This is a genomic window from Sphingomonas sp. AC522, from assembly GCF_979258125.1.
Map to the genome: position 1 here is coordinate 1138894 of NZ_OZ409836.1, position 14875 is coordinate 1153768.

The following is a 14875-nucleotide window of genomic DNA, read 5'->3' on the forward strand; positions in this document are numbered from 1 at the left end:
TGGGCGGGCGGCGCAGCCTCAACAGGGTAGAAACATGCGTATCGATTTGATTCCCGTCGGCGACGATCCGCCCAACAGCGTGAACGTGATCATCGAAGTCCCGGTCGGCGGAGAGCCGGTGAAATATGAGTTCGACAAGGAATCGGGCGCGCTGTTCGTCGATCGCATCCTCCACACGCCGATGCGCTATCCGGCGAATTACGGCTTCATCCCGCACACGCTTTCGCCGGATGGCGATCCGCTCGATGCGCTGGTGATCGCGCGCTCGCCCTTCGTGCCGGGCTGCGTGGTGCGGGCGCGGCCGATCGGCGTGCTCAAGCTCGAAGACGAAGCCGGCGGCGACGAGAAATTGATCTGCGTGCCAGTCGACACGACCTTCCCTTATTATTCGGATATCGGCGAGCGGCAGGATCTGCCTTCGATCGTGCTCCAGCAGATCGAGCATTTCTTCAAACACTATAAGGACCTGGAGTCCGAAAAGTGGGTGCGGATCGGTGAATGGGGTGATGCCGAGGAAGCCAAGCGTGTGCTGATCGAAGCGATCGAAGCGGCGAAGAAGGAAAAGGTCGCCTGAAGCCGGCCACCGCCTGGCGCGCCGCGGCGCTGGCAGGCTTGGCCACTTTGGTCATCTCGACGATGTTCGGGCGGATCGCGGGGCTTTCGCCCTGCGGTCCGAGCGGCGGCGCGGGCGCAGTGATCGCGCTCGAACTGGTGCGCAGCGCCGAGCAGGTGCTGGCGCTGTTCGGAAGCGAGCCCTGCACCAGCCGGCTGATCGCGGCGCAGCGCCAGGCGCTGTGGCTCGATCTGCTGGCGTTCATCCCGGCTTATACTGCCTTTCTGGCACTGGGCGCAGCCGCGCTGCGGCGCTCAGGGTTAGTGCTCGCGCTGGCGACGATGAGCGTCTTCCTGCTGGCGGGCGCGCTCGACGAGATCGAGGGCGTGGTGCTGTTCAAGCTGCTCGCCAACATGCCGGGGACCCAGGCGCTGTACGATGGGCTGTTCTGGACGGTGCGGCCCAAATTCGCCTTGCTAGGCGTGGGCGAGATCATGCTCGCGGCGTTGCTGTGGCGCGGGCCGCTGATCGGAAAGGTGGCTTCGGGGCTGCTGCTCGCGGGCGGACTGGCTTCGCTGTTTTTCTTGTTCAACGACCCGCATGCTCGGGCGATGATGAATGCGCATAGTTATGCCTGGGGGGCGCTGCTGCTTGTGGCGCTGATCGGCGCAGTGCGGCCCGAATGGGTGACGCGCCAGGCGCCCGCGGCATGAGCAAGTCCGGCATCGGCAATCGCCTCGCGCCGGTCCGCTTCATCCTGTTCACGTTGGTCGCGGCTGGCGGAGCAGCGCTAGCGATTCCGCTGCTCGGGTTGCGCTATGGAGCGATGATGGGGTTCGATGCGGGGGCGCTCGTCTTCCTGCTTTCCTGCCTTCCGATGCTGCGCGACGAATCGGGCAAGATGCGCGCGGCGGCCCGGCGCAACGACGCGAACCGGCTGCTGCTGCTGCTGATCACGCTGGCGGTCTCGCTGGTGGTGCTAGCGGCGGTCGCGAGCGAATTGATGGACCAGCAGGCCGGGCCCGCCTGGTCGTTGCCGCTGATCATCGGCACGCTGCTGCTCAGCTGGACCTTCAGTAACACGATCTACGCACTGCATTATGCGCATCTCTATTATAGCGACAAGAACGGTGAGGACGCCGGGGGCCTGACCTTTCCGGAGACGCCCGAGCCCGATTATTGGGATTTCGTCTATTTTGCCTTCTGCCTGGGAATGACTTTCCAGACCAGCGACGTGGAAGTGAGCCAGGGACGGCTGCGCAAGCCGGTGACGCTGCACTGTCTGGCGGCATTCGTGTTTAACCTTGGGGTGGTGGCGTTTTCGATCAATGTGCTGGGGAGCGGGTAGCTCCTGTTGTTCTCCTGCGAAAGCAGGAGCCCAAGGCCGCAAGCGGCTCGGTCGATTAACCTGGACTCCTGCTTTCGCAGGAGAACAGTCAAGGTTTGGCTTTCGGCTTCTTTGGCTTCTTCGCAGGGGCACGCTGGCTGGCGGAAATTCCAACGCCAGCCCATTCGCGCATCGCATCGGGATCGTCATAGACGTCGGCGGGCGCGCGCCAATAGTTCATGGTCTCGGTCTCACCGTCCTTGCTGGTGAAGGTGAACCGGCTGGAGCCGGCTTCCTCCCAGATCGGCGCGCTCACGGCATCGCCCTTGAACCAAATTTCGCTTTCATCGACGATCGCGAAAATGCGGCCGTCCCAATATAGCGTGGCCGCGCCCATCATCTGGCGCATCGTAATGTCGCCAAGGGCCTCCTGGACCAGTTCGACAAGGCCCTGATCGAAAGCCATCAGCCGCGCCCCGCAAGTTTGGTCAGCGCCTCGCCGGTGACGCGGTTGATGCGCCAATCGTTCAGCGGGACTGCGCCCATCGATTCGTAGAATTTCTGCGCGTCGACATTCCAGTCGAGCACTGCCCATTCGAAACGCGTGCAGCCGCGATCCACGGCGATGGCGGCGAGATGCTTGAGCAATGCCGTGCCCACACCGGCGCCGCGGGCCTCCGGCGTCACGTAGAGGTCCTCGAGATAGAGACCGCGCCAGCCGGTCCAGGTCGAGAAATTGTGAAAGAACAGCGCCATGCCGACGGGCTTGCCATCGATCTCGGCGATCACGGCTTCGGCGGCGGGGCGGTCGCCGCCGAACATCGCCTGGTCAAGCAGTTCCTTGGTCGCGACGACCTTGTCGGCCTCGCGTTCGAACTCGGCGAGCTCCTTCACGAAGAACAGGATCTGGGGGACGTCGGCAGGGGCGGCGTTGCGGATTGTGATCATGCCAGGCCAGGCTCCGTAGCTTGGGGTTTGCGGCGCAGCGCCATCAGGCAACCGGCGATGATCAGCAATGTGCCCGCAACCGTGGAGAATGTCAGCTTCTCGCCGAACATCCACCAGCCCATCAGCGCCGCCCAAATGAAGGCGGTGTATTCGACGGTCAGCAGCACCTGGGCCTCGGCGCGGGCATAGGCCCAGGAGAGCAGGAGCAGCGAGACGATGGCGAGCGCCGCCGCGGTGGCGATGCCCGGCCAGTGCTGCGCGGCGGGGACGGCGAGCAGGAAGGGCGCGGCGAGGCTGAGCAGACCGAGGACGAACAGATTTTGCCAGAAGGCGATTTCGAGGGGCTTGGCGAGCTGGGCCTGGTGGCGGGCAACGACGAGATTGCAGGCGTAGAACACTGCCGAGACGAGCACTGCGCCGATGCCGAGCATGGTATCGTCGGTGTGCGTGCCGCCGAGCTGACCCGAGAGAATGACCGCGACGCCGGCGAGGCCGAGGACCGAGCCTAGCACCGAGCGCGCGCCGATCTGCTCCTTGAGGAACAGCGCAGCAAGGCCGAGCGCGATTAGCGGGGCAATGAACGAAAGCGCGATCGCCTCCGCTAGCGGCACGCGGACAATCCCCCAGAAGAAAGTGATCGCCATGATCGCGACGAGGATGCTGCGCCCGAAATGCACACGCATCGTACTCGCGGCGGGGAGGGTGGGGCGGGTGAAGGCATAGATCAGGCCGGTCAGGATCACGGCGATGCCGAGGCGCCAGACCAGCATATTGTATGCGCCGATCTCGATCGACACGGCCTTCATCACTGCATCCATCACCGCATAGAGCGCGATGCCAAGGCAGGCGGCGGCGAAGGCCGCGACGACCTGATCGGGTCGGGTGCTCACTCTGCTGCTTGCGGGGTGGCCAAATTTGCCGCTTCGATTTCCGCCGCTTTGGCCTCGACCAGCTTGACGATATGATCGACCATGTCGGCATCCTGGACATGATGATCGGTGACGCCCGAGAGATAGACCATGTGCTTGCCGGCGCCGCCGCCGGTGATGCCGATATCGGTCTCGCGCGCTTCGCCGGGGCCGTTAACGACGCAGCCGAGCACCGAGAGCGACATCGGGGTGCGAATGTGCTGGAGGCGCTCTTCCAATGCCTGGACGGTGCGGATCACGTCGAAGCCCTGGCGCGCGCAACTGGGGCAGGAGACTACGCGGACGCCGCGGTTGCGGATGCCGAGGGCTTTGAGGATCTCGAAGCCGACGCGAACTTCCTCCTCGGGCTCGGCCGAGAGGCTGACTCGGATCGTGTCGCCGATCCCGTACCAGAGCAGGCTGCCGATGCCGATCGAGGACTTGACCGTGCCGCCGACAAAGCCGCCCGCCTCCGTGATGCCGAGATGCAGCGGGCAATCGACTTGCTCGGCGAGCTGCTGATAGGCAGCGACTGCGAGGAACAGGTCGCTGGCTTTCACCGCGACCTTGAATTCGTGGAAGTCGCGGTCCTGGAGCAGCTTGATATGGTCTAGTGCTGACTCGACAAGCGCCTCAGGGCAGGGCTCGCCGTACTTCTCAAGCAAATCCTTTTCGAGGCTGCCGGCATTCACTCCGATGCGGATCGCGCAACCATTGGCCTTGGCGGCGTTGACGACTTCGTTGACGCGCTCGGCGCTGCCGATATTGCCGGGATTGATGCGCAGGCAGGCCGCGCCGGCATCGGCGGCCTCGAGGGCGCGCTTATAGTGGAAGTGGATGTCGGCGACGATCGGGACGCGGCTGGCGCGGACGATCTGCTTGAGCGCCGCGGTGCTTTCCACATCGGGGCACGAGACGCGGATGATATCGACTCCGGCATCCTCGCAGCGACGGATCTGATCGATCGTCGCGCGCGGATCGCTGGTCGCGGTGTTGGTCATCGTCTGCACGGTGACCGGCGCATCGCCGCCGACGGGGACATTGCCGACCATGATCTGGCGGCTGGGACGGCGCACGATATCGCGCCAGGGACGTAGGGACATGGGAGTGCCCTATACGCCTGCGCGCCGGGTGCGCCAACCATGGTCTTTACGCGATGCTAAGGCGGCGTGTGGCATGCGCGGGCTTCACCGGATTTCGAGGCACTCACGACTTTGCGGCACGACCAAAGCCTTGCTGCATCGCTCAGGGCCAGCCAGCGCCATTACGGGATGGACTGGCTTCGCATCGCCGCGTTCGCGCTGTTGATCATCTATCATGTCGGAATGGTCTTCGCGCCCTGGGACTGGGTGATTCATACGCCGCGCAGCTATGCCGTGCTGGTGCCGCCGATGGCGCTGCTGACGCCGTGGCGTCTGCCCTTGCTGTTCGCCGTCTCGGGCTATGCCTCGCGCAAGCTTTACGAGCGGAGCGGCCGCGCAGGCGATTTCGGACGGTCGCGCGCCAAAAGGTTGCTGGTCCCGCTCGCCTTTGGCATGGCGGCGATCGTGCCGTTGGAGATGTGGGTGCGGGTGATGGAGACCGGCTACCCGCACGGCTACCTCCATTTCTGGGCAGTGGATTATTGGCGAAGCGGCGATTTTTACGGCCGCGAATTCCCGAGCTGGGAGCATCTGTGGTTCGTCGCCTATCTTGCCGCGTACAGCTTCGTGCTGGTGGGGGCGCTGGCTCTCGGTGGCGCGCGGGTGCTGGACGGGATGCGGCGTCTCGCCGACTGGCTGGCGGAAGGGAACCGGCTTTTATGGGTGCCGATCGTGGCGCTGGTGGTGATGCGGCTGGGGCTGCTGTTCGTAGTCCCCGAGCGGCAGGGACTGGCGCGCGACTGGTCTAGCCATGTCCAGTTCCTACCGATCTTCATCGGCGGCTTCGTGCTGGCCGGAGCGCCGCAGCTCTGGCCGGGGATCCATCGGGCGTGGAAGCGCGGGCTGGCCGTCGCGGCGGGGGCGGGGCTGTGCGTGGTCGCGATCGAGATGGTGTGGCCGGGAACCGCAGTGCCGCCGCATGCCGTGATGGCGCTCGACCGGGCATGCCGCATCGCCATGGCATGGGGGATGATCCTGACGCTCTTCCACGTGGCGGAGGTGCATTGGAACCGCGATCACAAGTGGCGCAAGCCGCTCGCCGAGGCGGTTTTTCCCTTCTACATCGTCCACCATCCGGCGATCGTGCTGATCGCCTGGTATACGCTGCCGCTCGACCTCGGGCCGTTCAGCGAATTCGCACTGCTGCTGAGCGGGACACTAGCGACGTGCTTCGCGGTCTATTGGATCGGCGGCAAAATGCGGTGGTTCAGGCCGCTGATCGGACTTGCCGCCCGCCGCTAGGCCTTGCAGTCGCCCAGCCGCTTGCCGGTGGCGCGCATCGTCAGCTTGGATACGCCGCTCTGGCCGGGGAGCGCCTGCGACTGGGCCATGGTGATGTCGTAGCCGGTCGAGGTCTGGCTGCCCTTGATCGTCATGCGGATCGGCCCGAACGGTCCCTTGCACTCCATATCGGCTTCGATCTTGCCATCGGCGACGACATATTTGGGGAAAGTGCAGCCCTGCGCCTGGGGGGCGAGCTTGGTATAGTCGACGGCCTTGATGTCCTCGGCCTTCTTGCAGGTCTTGCGAACCTCGGGCGGCTTGCCGGCTTCGGCTTCCATCTGCTTGCGCAGCATCTCGGGCACGCCGGGCATCTCGGCCGAGACCAATTGGATGCTGTCTTCCCATTCGCCGGGCTGGATCTGGTTCTTGCCCTGCGCCGCCGCGGCCTGCTTGACGACTTCCTCGGCAGTGGCGTTTTCGAGGCGGATGTCGCCGGTCTGGCGCGCGCTATCCTCGGTCGACGGACCCTTGTTGCAGCCCGCCAGGGCCGCTCCCAGCCCGATCATCAGCACCAGCTTGCGCATATCCGTCTCTCCCGTTCGCCTGGCGAGCACAGACGATATTTCCGCATCAGGCAATCGAATTCCTAGGCCTGGCGGGCGAGCGGCATGGTCAGGCAATGCACGCCGCCGCCGCACGCAGTGAGCTGCGAGATATCGACCTGGACGGTCGAGAACCCGGCGCGGGTGAGCTCGGCGGCAACGCGGTCCTGCCCGCTCGACATGAGGACGGTCCGCCCGTCGATCGAGAGGATGTTGCAGCCCAGGCGGCGCGCTTCCTTGTAGGTGACGGGGATCGTCTCAATCCCGCGGGCGGCGAGATCGGCGAGGAAGGCGTCGCTCAGCACATCGACACAGGCCAGAGCGCGATTGGCGTCGAGCATGCAGAAGATCGTGTCGAGGTGGAGGAAATGCGGGTCGTAATGATAGACCAGAACCTCCCAGCCGGCGCGGCGAAAGCGAGCGGCGAAAGCTTCAGCGCCTTCCGAATTGGTGCGATCGCTGGAGCAGCCGATGATCAGCAGGCCTTGGCGGGCGATGCAAATGTCGCCGCCTTCGATCGTGCCGCTGTCGATGCGCGCGACCGGATCCACGCCGAGCCGCCTCGCGGTCGCGACCAGCCAGTCTGCTTCGGCGCGGCGATGGGGGAGCGCGGGATTGAGCGCGACCAGACCCCAGGGCGTGGTCACCGCGACATCGCGGGTGAAGCACAGATCGGGCATGTCGCTGAACGCGGGCATGACATGGCAAGTCACGCCGTGCGCCTCCAGCGCGGCGCGGAGCGCGGCATGCTGGGCAAGCGCAGTATCGCGGCAGACGGCGAACCCGTCGCGGACCTGTTCGCGGGTAACCGAGCAGCACGGCACGGGATCGAGGAAGGCGGGCGGGCAGAGCAGCACATCGGTCAGCCGATCGGTCTCGCCGCTTACCTGCCATTGAGGATTGGGGTGGAGGCGTGCTTCGCCCCCGATATTCTCGAAAAATTCCAGTTTCATACTCGAAGAAGCGAAGCGGGCGGCGAGAGGTTCCGCCGGGCCGGGCGCTATGTCATTGAAATTGATGCAGGTTAGTCGTCTGACGACACGTCGCTTGATCAAGTCCGGGCAGGGTGCCGGCGCGAATCTTCCCAATCTTCGCACTGACCATGGGCATTCGATCGCCACGCAATTCAGGCACCCAGCACTCCTGCGCCTACTCGATGCGGGCCGAGCCAAGCAGGCGAAATCCTACATTGCAAGCATTTCGGGGCGGATCGTTTCGCCGCGCGATGCGCACCGGCTGACCATAGTTTCGGCGCATGGCGCGAAAACGTTCATCTGCCAGACAGGTTGATCCGAACAGGCCAAGGGCAGCCGGGGCGGGCTTAGTCGGAGTTGCTTATGCGTTTCATGTCTCAAAAGCCGGCGATCGGCCTGATTTTCGCTGCGGCGGCGCTCACCGCGTCCGGCAGCGCCTTTGCGCAGCAGCAGACCGCCGATCCCGATGTCGTCGTGACCGGCGCGCCCTTGCCTGCGGCGGCGACAATTCCCGGGCCGCAGATCAAGGGCATCATCTCGGCGCGCAACGGCGACCGGATCAAGATCAACACAACCGATGGCGCCAGCGTGATCGTGGCGATCAACGATGCCACGAAGATCAGGGCCGGTGGCGGGCTGTTCACCAGCCGCAGCCAGCTTGCCGCGGATTCGCTGCTCAACGGCCTGCCGGTGACCATCAAGACGCTGCAGGCCGCAGACGGATCGGGCGGCGACCTGCTGGCGAGCCAGATCGCCTTCAAGAAGAACGATCTCAAGATGGCGTCGATGATCCGCAACGGCACCGCCCAGGGCTTCGAGCAGCAGACCGCGGCGACCGAGGCGCTGCGCGGACGGATGGGCGATATCGACAAATACAACGTCAAGGCCACGACCAACGTCCATTTCGACACCGGCCGGGCCGATCTCTCCAACACGGCCAAGGCCGATCTCTGCACCACGGCGGCAACCGCCGATCAGATGGAGAACGCGCTGATCCTGGTGGTCGGCTATACCGATTCGACCGGCAGCGAGGACATCAACCAGGAGCTGAGCGACAAGCGCGCCAGCAAGGTGATGAACTTCCTCCAGCAGAAATGCGGCTGGAAGCCCTATCGCATGCTGACCCCGACGGGGATGGCGACAAGCGATCCGCTGGCGCCGAACGATACGCCAGAAGGCAAAGCGCAGAACCGCCGCGTGGCGGTGAATGTGCTGGTTTCGAAGAGTGTTGATGGGTTGTGATTGATGCGGGCCGGGAGCTGTTTGGGCCGCTCCCGGCTGGTTCTGGTTGAGGCCGAAATTCAGGCCGCGCGGTTCGCATGGGCCCAAGGGTCACCCTTAGGTGCAGGTGAAAGCCTACATTGCAAGCGTTGCGCACCGGAGATGCGGTTGGAAGCCCTACCCCATGCCGGCCGCGATCCGCATTGCGGCGTCGGAGACACCGAAGGCAAGGCGTAGAACCGCCCGTGTGGCGGTGAATTTGCCGGTTACCAAGAGCGTCTATGGATGATGAGGGATAAGGTCTGGAGCGCTGCGGCGCCCCCGGCAAAGCGTCATTTGGTCTGGGCGCTTATCGTGGGCTGCCCCCGCAACACCAGTTCTGGGCGCCGGAGTTCCACGCGTTCAGGTTCCGCGAGTAGGTGGCGTTCTGGTTGGCCCAGAACGCTTTCGAGCTGGCGTTCATCGATGCCATCGCAGCGTTGAGGCCGGCGGCCCAAGGATCGCCGGTGTTGAGTGCGGGTGGTAGGCCCCGCAACACTTCGCGAGCAGCTTTCGCCGCGAACCTCTCTTCCAGGTAAGCCGAAAAGGTTTTGCGGCCTACTGCCAGCGCTGCCGGATCCGCCCGCGACGCTACATTTTCGAGTAGACTGGGTGTCGTTACTTTACAGGTGCGCAAATACTGATTGATTGCCTCGACCGGTAGGTTCCAAATGCCCCATTCGTGGAAGCACAGGGTTCCGGCAGCTTTGATCCCCGCCCACTTCTTCTCGCCCTCGGCCCGCGCAACCTCCGCGGCCTGGCGCTCGCGCTGCTCTTGCGCCAGGAAGATACCGCGCTGTCGGTTCGCCCTGTCCATCACATACATACGATAGGCAAGATCGGGGTCCGCGAAAGCCGCCGCGGACATCGCATGTGGCGGCTGTTCACGGAGATTCCACGGGTAGCGCAGACGCCAAAGACCATCGGACTTGGAACGCACCAGCATCACGTCTTCGATAAAGCCGTTGCTGGGGGTCATCCCGTCCATGCGCCGCTGCATGCCGGTATAGCGTTCGGCCGTCCCGGCCTTGGCCAAAGCGTCGGTCAGCGTGCCGTATGTCGGTGCCAGTTCGACGCCCTCGGTCGTCGGAAATACGACTGCCCAGCCAAAGACGCTACTCTGTACGTCCCGGGCGTCCTCCTTGAGCGGCACCACGCCGACCGCGCCCGCTGGCAAGGGCAATGGCTGACCATCGAGGCCGATCGGCATGTAGAGCTGTTTGCCCGGAATCAGCGGGTGATCGATCGCGCCGATCGACGTGACGATCTGGTCCCTTGGCGGCTTGCTGTCAGGAATGCGCCCGTCAAGCGCCTTTGCCGGGACAATGCGCCAGCGTGTAATCCGGCCCAGCACCGGCGAGATTGGCCTGCCCCTCAGATCGAGAATGCGCGATACATCGGTGCCGTCCTCTGCCTGGAAGTCCGCCTGCAGCGCCGTTCCGAAAGGCTCGATCTCCCGCACCTTGGTCAGGACGACGGGGGTCTCTCCGCCATCCACCCACATCGCGTAGTCAGAAATTTGCCCCGGGGTGTTCCGCGCGTACGGGATGTAGCGGGTGGGACTGAGGCGGATTGCTCCCGCAGTGACATAAGGCGCTGGTCCCGACTCACCGCGGCCATAGGTGTAATAACGCAGCTGCGTCGAAAAGCCGCCGCCGACCTGGACCAGTGCCCTGGTCGGGCTGATCGGATATATAAAATGGTATTTGGCAGGGATGAGACGGCGCCCGCGCTCGTCGGCCAGGCCGGACCAGCCGTCGGTACCTGGCTTTACTCCATAGGGACAGTCACGGCGCCACGTGGTGATACGGTATCGAAACGGACCGCTTGGCCCCGGAATTTCGTACACTTCATTGCCAAGGATCGGGTTGCTCTCGCTGCCTGTGGTCTTGCAGCCGCCGGCCTGAGCAACGGTGGGAGTGGTCAGCACCAGCACCGCCGCCGCGAAAGCAATCAAGAGACGCATAATCGATCCTCCCAGGGCGCAACGCATTACCACGTGCTCCGCAGATCTGCCACGGCCCCTGGCCGATGAATGGCATCGATGTCGATATGGCGCTGTCGATCGGGCAACAGATCAAGCTCCAGAACCAGGAATATCTGGATCAAGCGCGCGAAGGCATGAGAAGAGCTTTCGCAATCGACTATTACGCGCAGACGCACGGAAGAGCGTCGCCGCCTGACTTGGCAAATCCACCTTCGGTGGAAAGCCAGATCCTGAATTCGAATTGGAGGCGGGAAGCAGGAGTGGCTATGAATTCCAGATCGATGTTCTCTCGCGGACGCGGAAGACTTACGGGCTTTTGTCGTTCACATTATCGCCTGCTCGTTCGAGGCAAAGCCAGACACAGGCGGGCAAACCCGACCGCCGCCTTAGCGATGATGGGGGCATTATATCGCTGCTCGTTTCAATGGCTCCCCGCGACGGGTTCAACCACTTTGCCCAGAACGCCAATTTCAATCGCGGCGGCTACCGAGCTATTGAAGATGGGTGGGCAAAGGAACTGCGCGCCGGACGTAAGGTGTTCGTCGATATCGTGCCGCATTATGCAGGAACGTCGCAGCGGCCGGACAGCATCTTCGTCACTTGGTATATCGACGGGGAAAGACACTTCAAAGCTTTCCCAAATGAAGCGACGAGAAAGCCAGATGACTGACATTGATTTCGATGCGCTCGGTCCGCGAATGACCGAGATCGGGCAGGTACTTGCCGAAGGCGCGGGCGGTGATCCAGACGACATGTTCTTGTACGTCGAAATTGCCGAAGGATGGGTTAGCGCAAGCGTATTCAAGGATGAGGGCGCTGCAGTTCGCAATCTGGATACCAAAGAGCCCGGCTTCTCCAACCTCCTGTTCGACATCTGGTATTCGGTTCCGAAGGCAAAGCGCTGGTCGGTGATGGAGTATGACATCAAGGACGGTAAGTTCGAGGTGTCGTTCAAATATCCCGAAGAGGTGGATGTGGAAGTCTACGACAGGGGCCGCCGCCAAGCTGCGTTGCGCGCGCGCTATGGAGACAGGCCAGTGATCTATCCACTGCCTCCTGCTGGGGCATATGAACTGAAGCCCTGACAGGCCCAGTTCTTACGATTGCGCGCTCTATCTCCCGCACCCATATTCCCCTCCGATGGCCATCCAGATCCGCACCAATCTCGACGAGCCCGAAACCGGGCAGTCGTTCATCCCGCATCGCCCCAATCGCCCCGACAAGCTCGAGGGCGGCAGGCGCTTCAAGATCGTCAGCGACTATACCCCCTCGGGAGACCAGCCGACTGCCATCGCCGAGATGGTCGAGGCGGTGAATGCCGGCGAGCGGGATCAGGTGCTGCTCGGCGTCACCGGTTCGGGCAAGACCTATACCGTGGCGCAGGTGATCGAGGCGACGCAGCGGCCGGCGCTGATCCTGGCGCCCAACAAGATCCTTGCCGCGCAGCTTTATGGGGAAATGAAGTCGTTCTTTCCCGATAACGCGGTCGAGTTCTTCGTCAGCTATTATGATTATTACCAGCCCGAGGCCTATGTGCCGCGGTCGGACACGTACATCGAGAAGGAAAGCTCGGTGAACGAGGCGATCGACCGGATGCGGCATTCTGCCACGCGGTCGCTGCTCGAGCGCGACGATGTGATCATCGTGGCTTCGGTCTCATGCCTCTATGGCATCGGATCGGTCGAGACCTATTCGGCGATGATCTTCGATTTGAAGAAGGGCCAGGTGGCCGACCAGCGCGAGATCATCCGCAAGCTGGTCGCGCTGCAATATAAGCGCAACGACCAGGCGTTTCAGCGCGGCAATTTCCGGGTGCGCGGGGATACGCTCGAGATCTTCCCGTCGCATTATGAGGACAGCGCGTGGCGGATCTCGTTCTTCGGCGACGATATCGAGGAGATCACCGAGTTCGATCCGCTTACCGGCAGCAAGGTGGCGAGCCTCGATTACATCCGCGTGTTCGCCAATTCGCATTATGTGACGCCGGGGCCAACGCTCAAGCAGGCGGGCGAGGCGATCAAGCATGAGCTGGCCGAGCGGCTCAAGGAGCTGATGATCGAGGGCAAGTTGCTCGAGGCGCAGCGGCTGGAGCAAAGGACGAACTTCGATCTTGAGATGATCGCGGCGACGGGGAGCTGCGCGGGGATCGAGAATTATTCGCGCTTCCTGACCGGGCGTCTGCCTGGCGAGCCGCCGCCCACCTTGTTCGAATATCTGCCCGAGAACGCCTTGCTGTTCGTCGACGAGAGTCACCAGACGATCGGCCAGATCAACGGCATGTCGCGGGGCGATCACCGGCGCAAGATCACGCTGGCGGAGTACGGCTTCCGGCTGCCCTCCGCGATCGACAATCGGCCGCTGCGCTTCAACGAATGGGACGCGATGCGGCCGCAGACCGCGTACGTCTCGGCGACGCCGGGCAATTGGGAGTTGGAGCAGACTGGAGGCGTGTTCACCGAGCAGGTGATCCGCCCGACGGGCCTCATCGATCCGCCGGTGGAAATCAAGCCGGTCGAGGAGCAGGTCCAGGACCTGATCCAGGAGTGCAAGAAGACCACCGAGCTGGGCTATCGCACCTTGGTGACGACGCTGACCAAGCGGATGGCCGAGGATCTCACCGAATATATGCACGAGGCGGGGATCAAATGCCGCTACATGCATTCGGACACCGAGACGCTGGAGCGCATCGAGCTGATCCGCGACTTGCGGCTGGGCGTGTATGACGTGCTGATCGGGATCAATTTGCTGCGCGAGGGGCTCGATATCCCGGAGTGCGGGCTGGTCGCGATTTTGGATGCAGACAAGGAGGGCTTCCTGCGCTCCGAGACTTCGCTGATCCAGACGATCGGGCGCGCGGCGCGCAACGTCGAGGGGCGGGTGATCCTCTATGCCGACCGGATGACGGGGAGCATGGAGCGGGCGATCGCCGAGACCGACCGCAGGCGGGCCAAGCAGCAGGAATATAACGCGTTGCACGGCATCACCCCGACGACGATCAAGCGCAATATCGGCGACATCATCGCGCACGTTGCTTCCAAGGATCAGGTCACCGTCGAGATCGACGAGGACCGGCCGCACATGGTCGGGCACAATCTGCGGGCTTATATCGAGAGCCTCGAGAAGAAGATGCGCGATGCGGCGGCGAATCTCGAGTTCGAAGAGGCCGGGCGGATCCGCGACGAGATCCGCAGCCTTGAGGCCGAAGAGCTTGGGCTGCCGACGGACGAGCGCAAGGCGCCGGTGATGGGGCGGAGCAATGAGGGTAAGCCGGGGACGCGCAAGGGACGCTATGGCAAGCAGAGCAAGACCAAGTTCGGCGGGCCAAGGCGCGGTTGAGCGCAGGCGGTAATTCCCGCATAGGCATGGTCATGCGCCGCTCGTTCCTTGCTTCATCTGCGCTGCTTGCGCTCGCTTCCTGTTCTGCGCCGGAGATCGTGCCGCAATCCGCGCCGCCGGCTCCGGTGCCGGTCCCAAGGCCGGCATCGGTGCCGCAGGTCGTCGCGCCCCCGCCATCGACGCCGCGCGGCATGGATTGGCGCGACTGGCCGCTGACGCCGGGCAATTGGGTGTATCGGCAGGACGAGCGAGGGAGCGTTGCTCTGTACGGGCGGACGGGATTCGATGCGGACCTGACATTGCGCTGCGACCGGGCGCGTGGGCGGCTGTATCTGTCGCGGCGCTCCAATCTGGCGGAGACGCTCACGATCCGCACTTCGACCGACCGCAAGACGCTGAATGCAGCGGCGACGACGGGCTCGCCGGCTTATGCCGCGGTCGAGCTGGCGCCGCGCGATCCACTGGTCGATTCGATCGGCTTCAGCCGCGGGCGCTTCGTGGTGCAGGGATCGGGGGCGGATCTGGTGTTGCCGGCCTGGCCCGAGATATTGCGCGTCGCGGAGGATTGCCGGGGCTGAACCATGTGCCAGCGCGGCGCGCGGCGGCCAGACCTT

General features: G+C 63.8%; 16 protein-coding genes. 9 read left to right on the top strand and 7 right to left on the bottom strand.

Annotated features, from left to right (window positions below; all coding sequences use genetic code 11):
• Nucleotides 1-34: 34 nt before the first annotated feature.
• The 3 genes from ppa to ACZZZM_RS05825 are packed head-to-tail and all read left to right on the top strand — an operon-like array spanning nucleotide 35 to nucleotide 1901.
• Nucleotides 35-574 carry an inorganic diphosphatase gene (gene ppa, locus ACZZZM_RS05815; RefSeq protein WP_463594158.1) on the top strand — a complete coding sequence of 180 codons (540 nt, stop codon included), beginning with the start codon at nucleotides 35-37 and terminating at the stop codon, nucleotides 572-574.
• Nucleotides 575-612: 38 nt separating this feature from the next.
• Complete coding sequence (locus tag ACZZZM_RS05820) at nucleotides 613-1266, top strand: hypothetical protein (protein ID WP_463594159.1); 654 nt, start codon at nucleotides 613-615, stop codon at nucleotides 1264-1266.
• Nucleotides 1263-1901, top strand: coding sequence for a DUF1345 domain-containing protein (locus ACZZZM_RS05825; RefSeq protein WP_463594160.1), 639 nt, complete (start codon nucleotides 1263-1265; stop codon nucleotides 1899-1901). Before ACZZZM_RS05820 ends, ACZZZM_RS05825 begins: the two co-directional genes overlap by 4 nt.
• Nucleotides 1902-1989: 88 nt before the next feature.
• Here the strand turns inward: ACZZZM_RS05825 and ACZZZM_RS05830 are convergent, their stop codons facing one another.
• Genes ACZZZM_RS05830 through ispG form a run of 4 tightly spaced genes read right to left on the bottom strand, consistent with a single transcriptional unit; the run spans nucleotide 1990 to nucleotide 4839 of the window.
• On the bottom strand, nucleotides 1990-2346 hold the full coding sequence (locus tag ACZZZM_RS05830) for a TfoX/Sxy family protein (protein WP_463594161.1): 357 nt from the start codon (nucleotides 2344-2346) through the stop codon (nucleotides 1990-1992).
• Nucleotides 2346-2828: an N-acetyltransferase family protein gene (locus ACZZZM_RS05835; protein ID WP_463594162.1), complete on the bottom strand. Its 483-nt coding sequence runs from the start codon at nucleotides 2826-2828 to the stop codon at nucleotides 2346-2348. Before ACZZZM_RS05835 ends, ACZZZM_RS05830 begins: the two co-directional genes overlap by 1 nt.
• Complete coding sequence (locus ACZZZM_RS05840) at nucleotides 2825-3718, bottom strand: DMT family transporter (protein WP_463594163.1); 894 nt, start codon at nucleotides 3716-3718, stop codon at nucleotides 2825-2827. Before ACZZZM_RS05840 ends, ACZZZM_RS05835 begins: the two co-directional genes overlap by 4 nt.
• Nucleotides 3715-4839 (bottom strand): flavodoxin-dependent (E)-4-hydroxy-3-methylbut-2-enyl-diphosphate synthase, encoded by a 1125-nt coding sequence (gene ispG / locus ACZZZM_RS05845; protein ID WP_463594164.1) that lies wholly within the window; start codon nucleotides 4837-4839, stop codon nucleotides 3715-3717. Before ispG ends, ACZZZM_RS05840 begins: the two co-directional genes overlap by 4 nt.
• 168 nt (nucleotides 4840-5007) lie before the next feature.
• Here ispG and ACZZZM_RS05850 point away from each other — a divergent pair, with 168 nt between their 5' ends.
• Nucleotides 5008-6120 (top strand): acyltransferase family protein, encoded by a 1113-nt coding sequence (locus tag ACZZZM_RS05850; RefSeq protein WP_463594165.1) that lies wholly within the window; start codon nucleotides 5008-5010, stop codon nucleotides 6118-6120.
• Here ACZZZM_RS05850 and ACZZZM_RS05855 read toward each other — a convergent pair.
• Complete coding sequence (locus tag ACZZZM_RS05855; protein WP_463594166.1) at nucleotides 6117-6686, bottom strand: DUF3617 domain-containing protein; 570 nt, start codon at nucleotides 6684-6686, stop codon at nucleotides 6117-6119. The two genes, ACZZZM_RS05850 and ACZZZM_RS05855, sit on opposite strands and share 4 nt — an antisense overlap.
• A gap of 62 nt (nucleotides 6687-6748) precedes the next feature.
• Nucleotides 6749-7657 carry a dimethylarginine dimethylaminohydrolase family protein gene (locus ACZZZM_RS05860; protein ID WP_463594167.1) on the bottom strand — a complete coding sequence of 303 codons (909 nt, stop codon included), beginning with the start codon at nucleotides 7655-7657 and terminating at the stop codon, nucleotides 6749-6751.
• Between the two features lie 384 nt (nucleotides 7658-8041).
• Here ACZZZM_RS05860 and ACZZZM_RS05865 point away from each other — a divergent pair, with 384 nt between their 5' ends.
• A complete protein-coding gene (locus ACZZZM_RS05865) occupies nucleotides 8042-8920 on the top strand; it encodes an OmpA family protein (protein WP_463594168.1) in 879 nt (292 codons plus the stop codon).
• 328 nt (nucleotides 8921-9248) lie between these two features.
• On the opposite strand, the gene ACZZZM_RS05870 is transcribed toward ACZZZM_RS05865, so the two are convergent.
• Nucleotides 9249-10904: a hypothetical protein gene (locus ACZZZM_RS05870; RefSeq protein WP_463594169.1), complete on the bottom strand. Its 1656-nt coding sequence runs from the start codon at nucleotides 10902-10904 to the stop codon at nucleotides 9249-9251.
• Between the two features lie 337 nt (nucleotides 10905-11241).
• Between ACZZZM_RS05870 and ACZZZM_RS05875 the strand changes: the two genes are divergently transcribed.
• From ACZZZM_RS05875 to ACZZZM_RS05890, 4 genes are read left to right on the top strand one after another with little or no spacing between them, the layout of a single operon-like run.
• Nucleotides 11242-11595 (top strand): DNA/RNA non-specific endonuclease, encoded by a 354-nt coding sequence (locus ACZZZM_RS05875; protein WP_463594170.1) that lies wholly within the window; start codon nucleotides 11242-11244, stop codon nucleotides 11593-11595.
• On the top strand, nucleotides 11588-12010 hold the full coding sequence (locus tag ACZZZM_RS05880) for a hypothetical protein (RefSeq protein WP_463594171.1): 423 nt from the start codon (nucleotides 11588-11590) through the stop codon (nucleotides 12008-12010). The genes ACZZZM_RS05875 and ACZZZM_RS05880 overlap by 8 nt, the downstream gene beginning before the upstream one ends.
• A gap of 55 nt (nucleotides 12011-12065) precedes the next feature.
• Nucleotides 12066-14261: an excinuclease ABC subunit UvrB gene (uvrB, locus tag ACZZZM_RS05885; protein WP_463594172.1), complete on the top strand. Its 2196-nt coding sequence runs from the start codon at nucleotides 12066-12068 to the stop codon at nucleotides 14259-14261.
• Between the two features lie 32 nt (nucleotides 14262-14293).
• The gene (locus ACZZZM_RS05890) at nucleotides 14294-14839 is read left to right on the top strand and encodes a hypothetical protein (protein ID WP_463594173.1); all 546 of its coding nucleotides are present in this window, start codon (nucleotides 14294-14296) and stop codon (nucleotides 14837-14839) included.
• Nucleotides 14840-14875: the final 36 nt, after the last annotated feature.

What these genes read in the sequence shown, in the direction of transcription:
- ppa (WP_463594158.1), top strand. Translation starts at nt 35, where the DNA reads ATGCGTATCGATTTGATTCCCGTCGGCGACGATCCGCCCAACAGCGTG.
- ACZZZM_RS05825 (WP_463594160.1), top strand. Translation starts at nt 1,263, where the DNA reads ATGAGCAAGTCCGGCATCGGCAATCGCCTCGCGCCGGTCCGCTTCATC.
- ACZZZM_RS05830 (WP_463594161.1), bottom strand. Translation starts at nt 2,346, where the DNA reads ATGGCTTTCGATCAGGGCCTTGTCGAACTGGTCCAGGAGGCCCTTGGC.
- ACZZZM_RS05835 (WP_463594162.1), bottom strand. Translation starts at nt 2,828, where the DNA reads ATGATCACAATCCGCAACGCCGCCCCTGCCGACGTCCCCCAGATCCTG.
- ispG (WP_463594164.1), bottom strand. Translation starts at nt 4,839, where the DNA reads ATGTCCCTACGTCCCTGGCGCGATATCGTGCGCCGTCCCAGCCGCCAG.
- ACZZZM_RS05850 (WP_463594165.1), top strand. Translation starts at nt 5,008, where the DNA reads ATGGACTGGCTTCGCATCGCCGCGTTCGCGCTGTTGATCATCTATCAT.
- ACZZZM_RS05855 (WP_463594166.1), bottom strand. Translation starts at nt 6,686, where the DNA reads ATGCGCAAGCTGGTGCTGATGATCGGGCTGGGAGCGGCCCTGGCGGGC.
- ACZZZM_RS05860 (WP_463594167.1), bottom strand. Translation starts at nt 7,657, where the DNA reads ATGAAACTGGAATTTTTCGAGAATATCGGGGGCGAAGCACGCCTCCAC.
- ACZZZM_RS05865 (WP_463594168.1), top strand. Translation starts at nt 8,042, where the DNA reads ATGCGTTTCATGTCTCAAAAGCCGGCGATCGGCCTGATTTTCGCTGCG.
- ACZZZM_RS05870 (WP_463594169.1), bottom strand. Translation starts at nt 10,904, where the DNA reads ATGCGTCTCTTGATTGCTTTCGCGGCGGCGGTGCTGGTGCTGACCACT.
- ACZZZM_RS05880 (WP_463594171.1), top strand. Translation starts at nt 11,588, where the DNA reads ATGACTGACATTGATTTCGATGCGCTCGGTCCGCGAATGACCGAGATC.
- uvrB (WP_463594172.1), top strand. Translation starts at nt 12,066, where the DNA reads ATGGCCATCCAGATCCGCACCAATCTCGACGAGCCCGAAACCGGGCAG.
- ACZZZM_RS05890 (WP_463594173.1), top strand. Translation starts at nt 14,294, where the DNA reads ATGCGCCGCTCGTTCCTTGCTTCATCTGCGCTGCTTGCGCTCGCTTCC.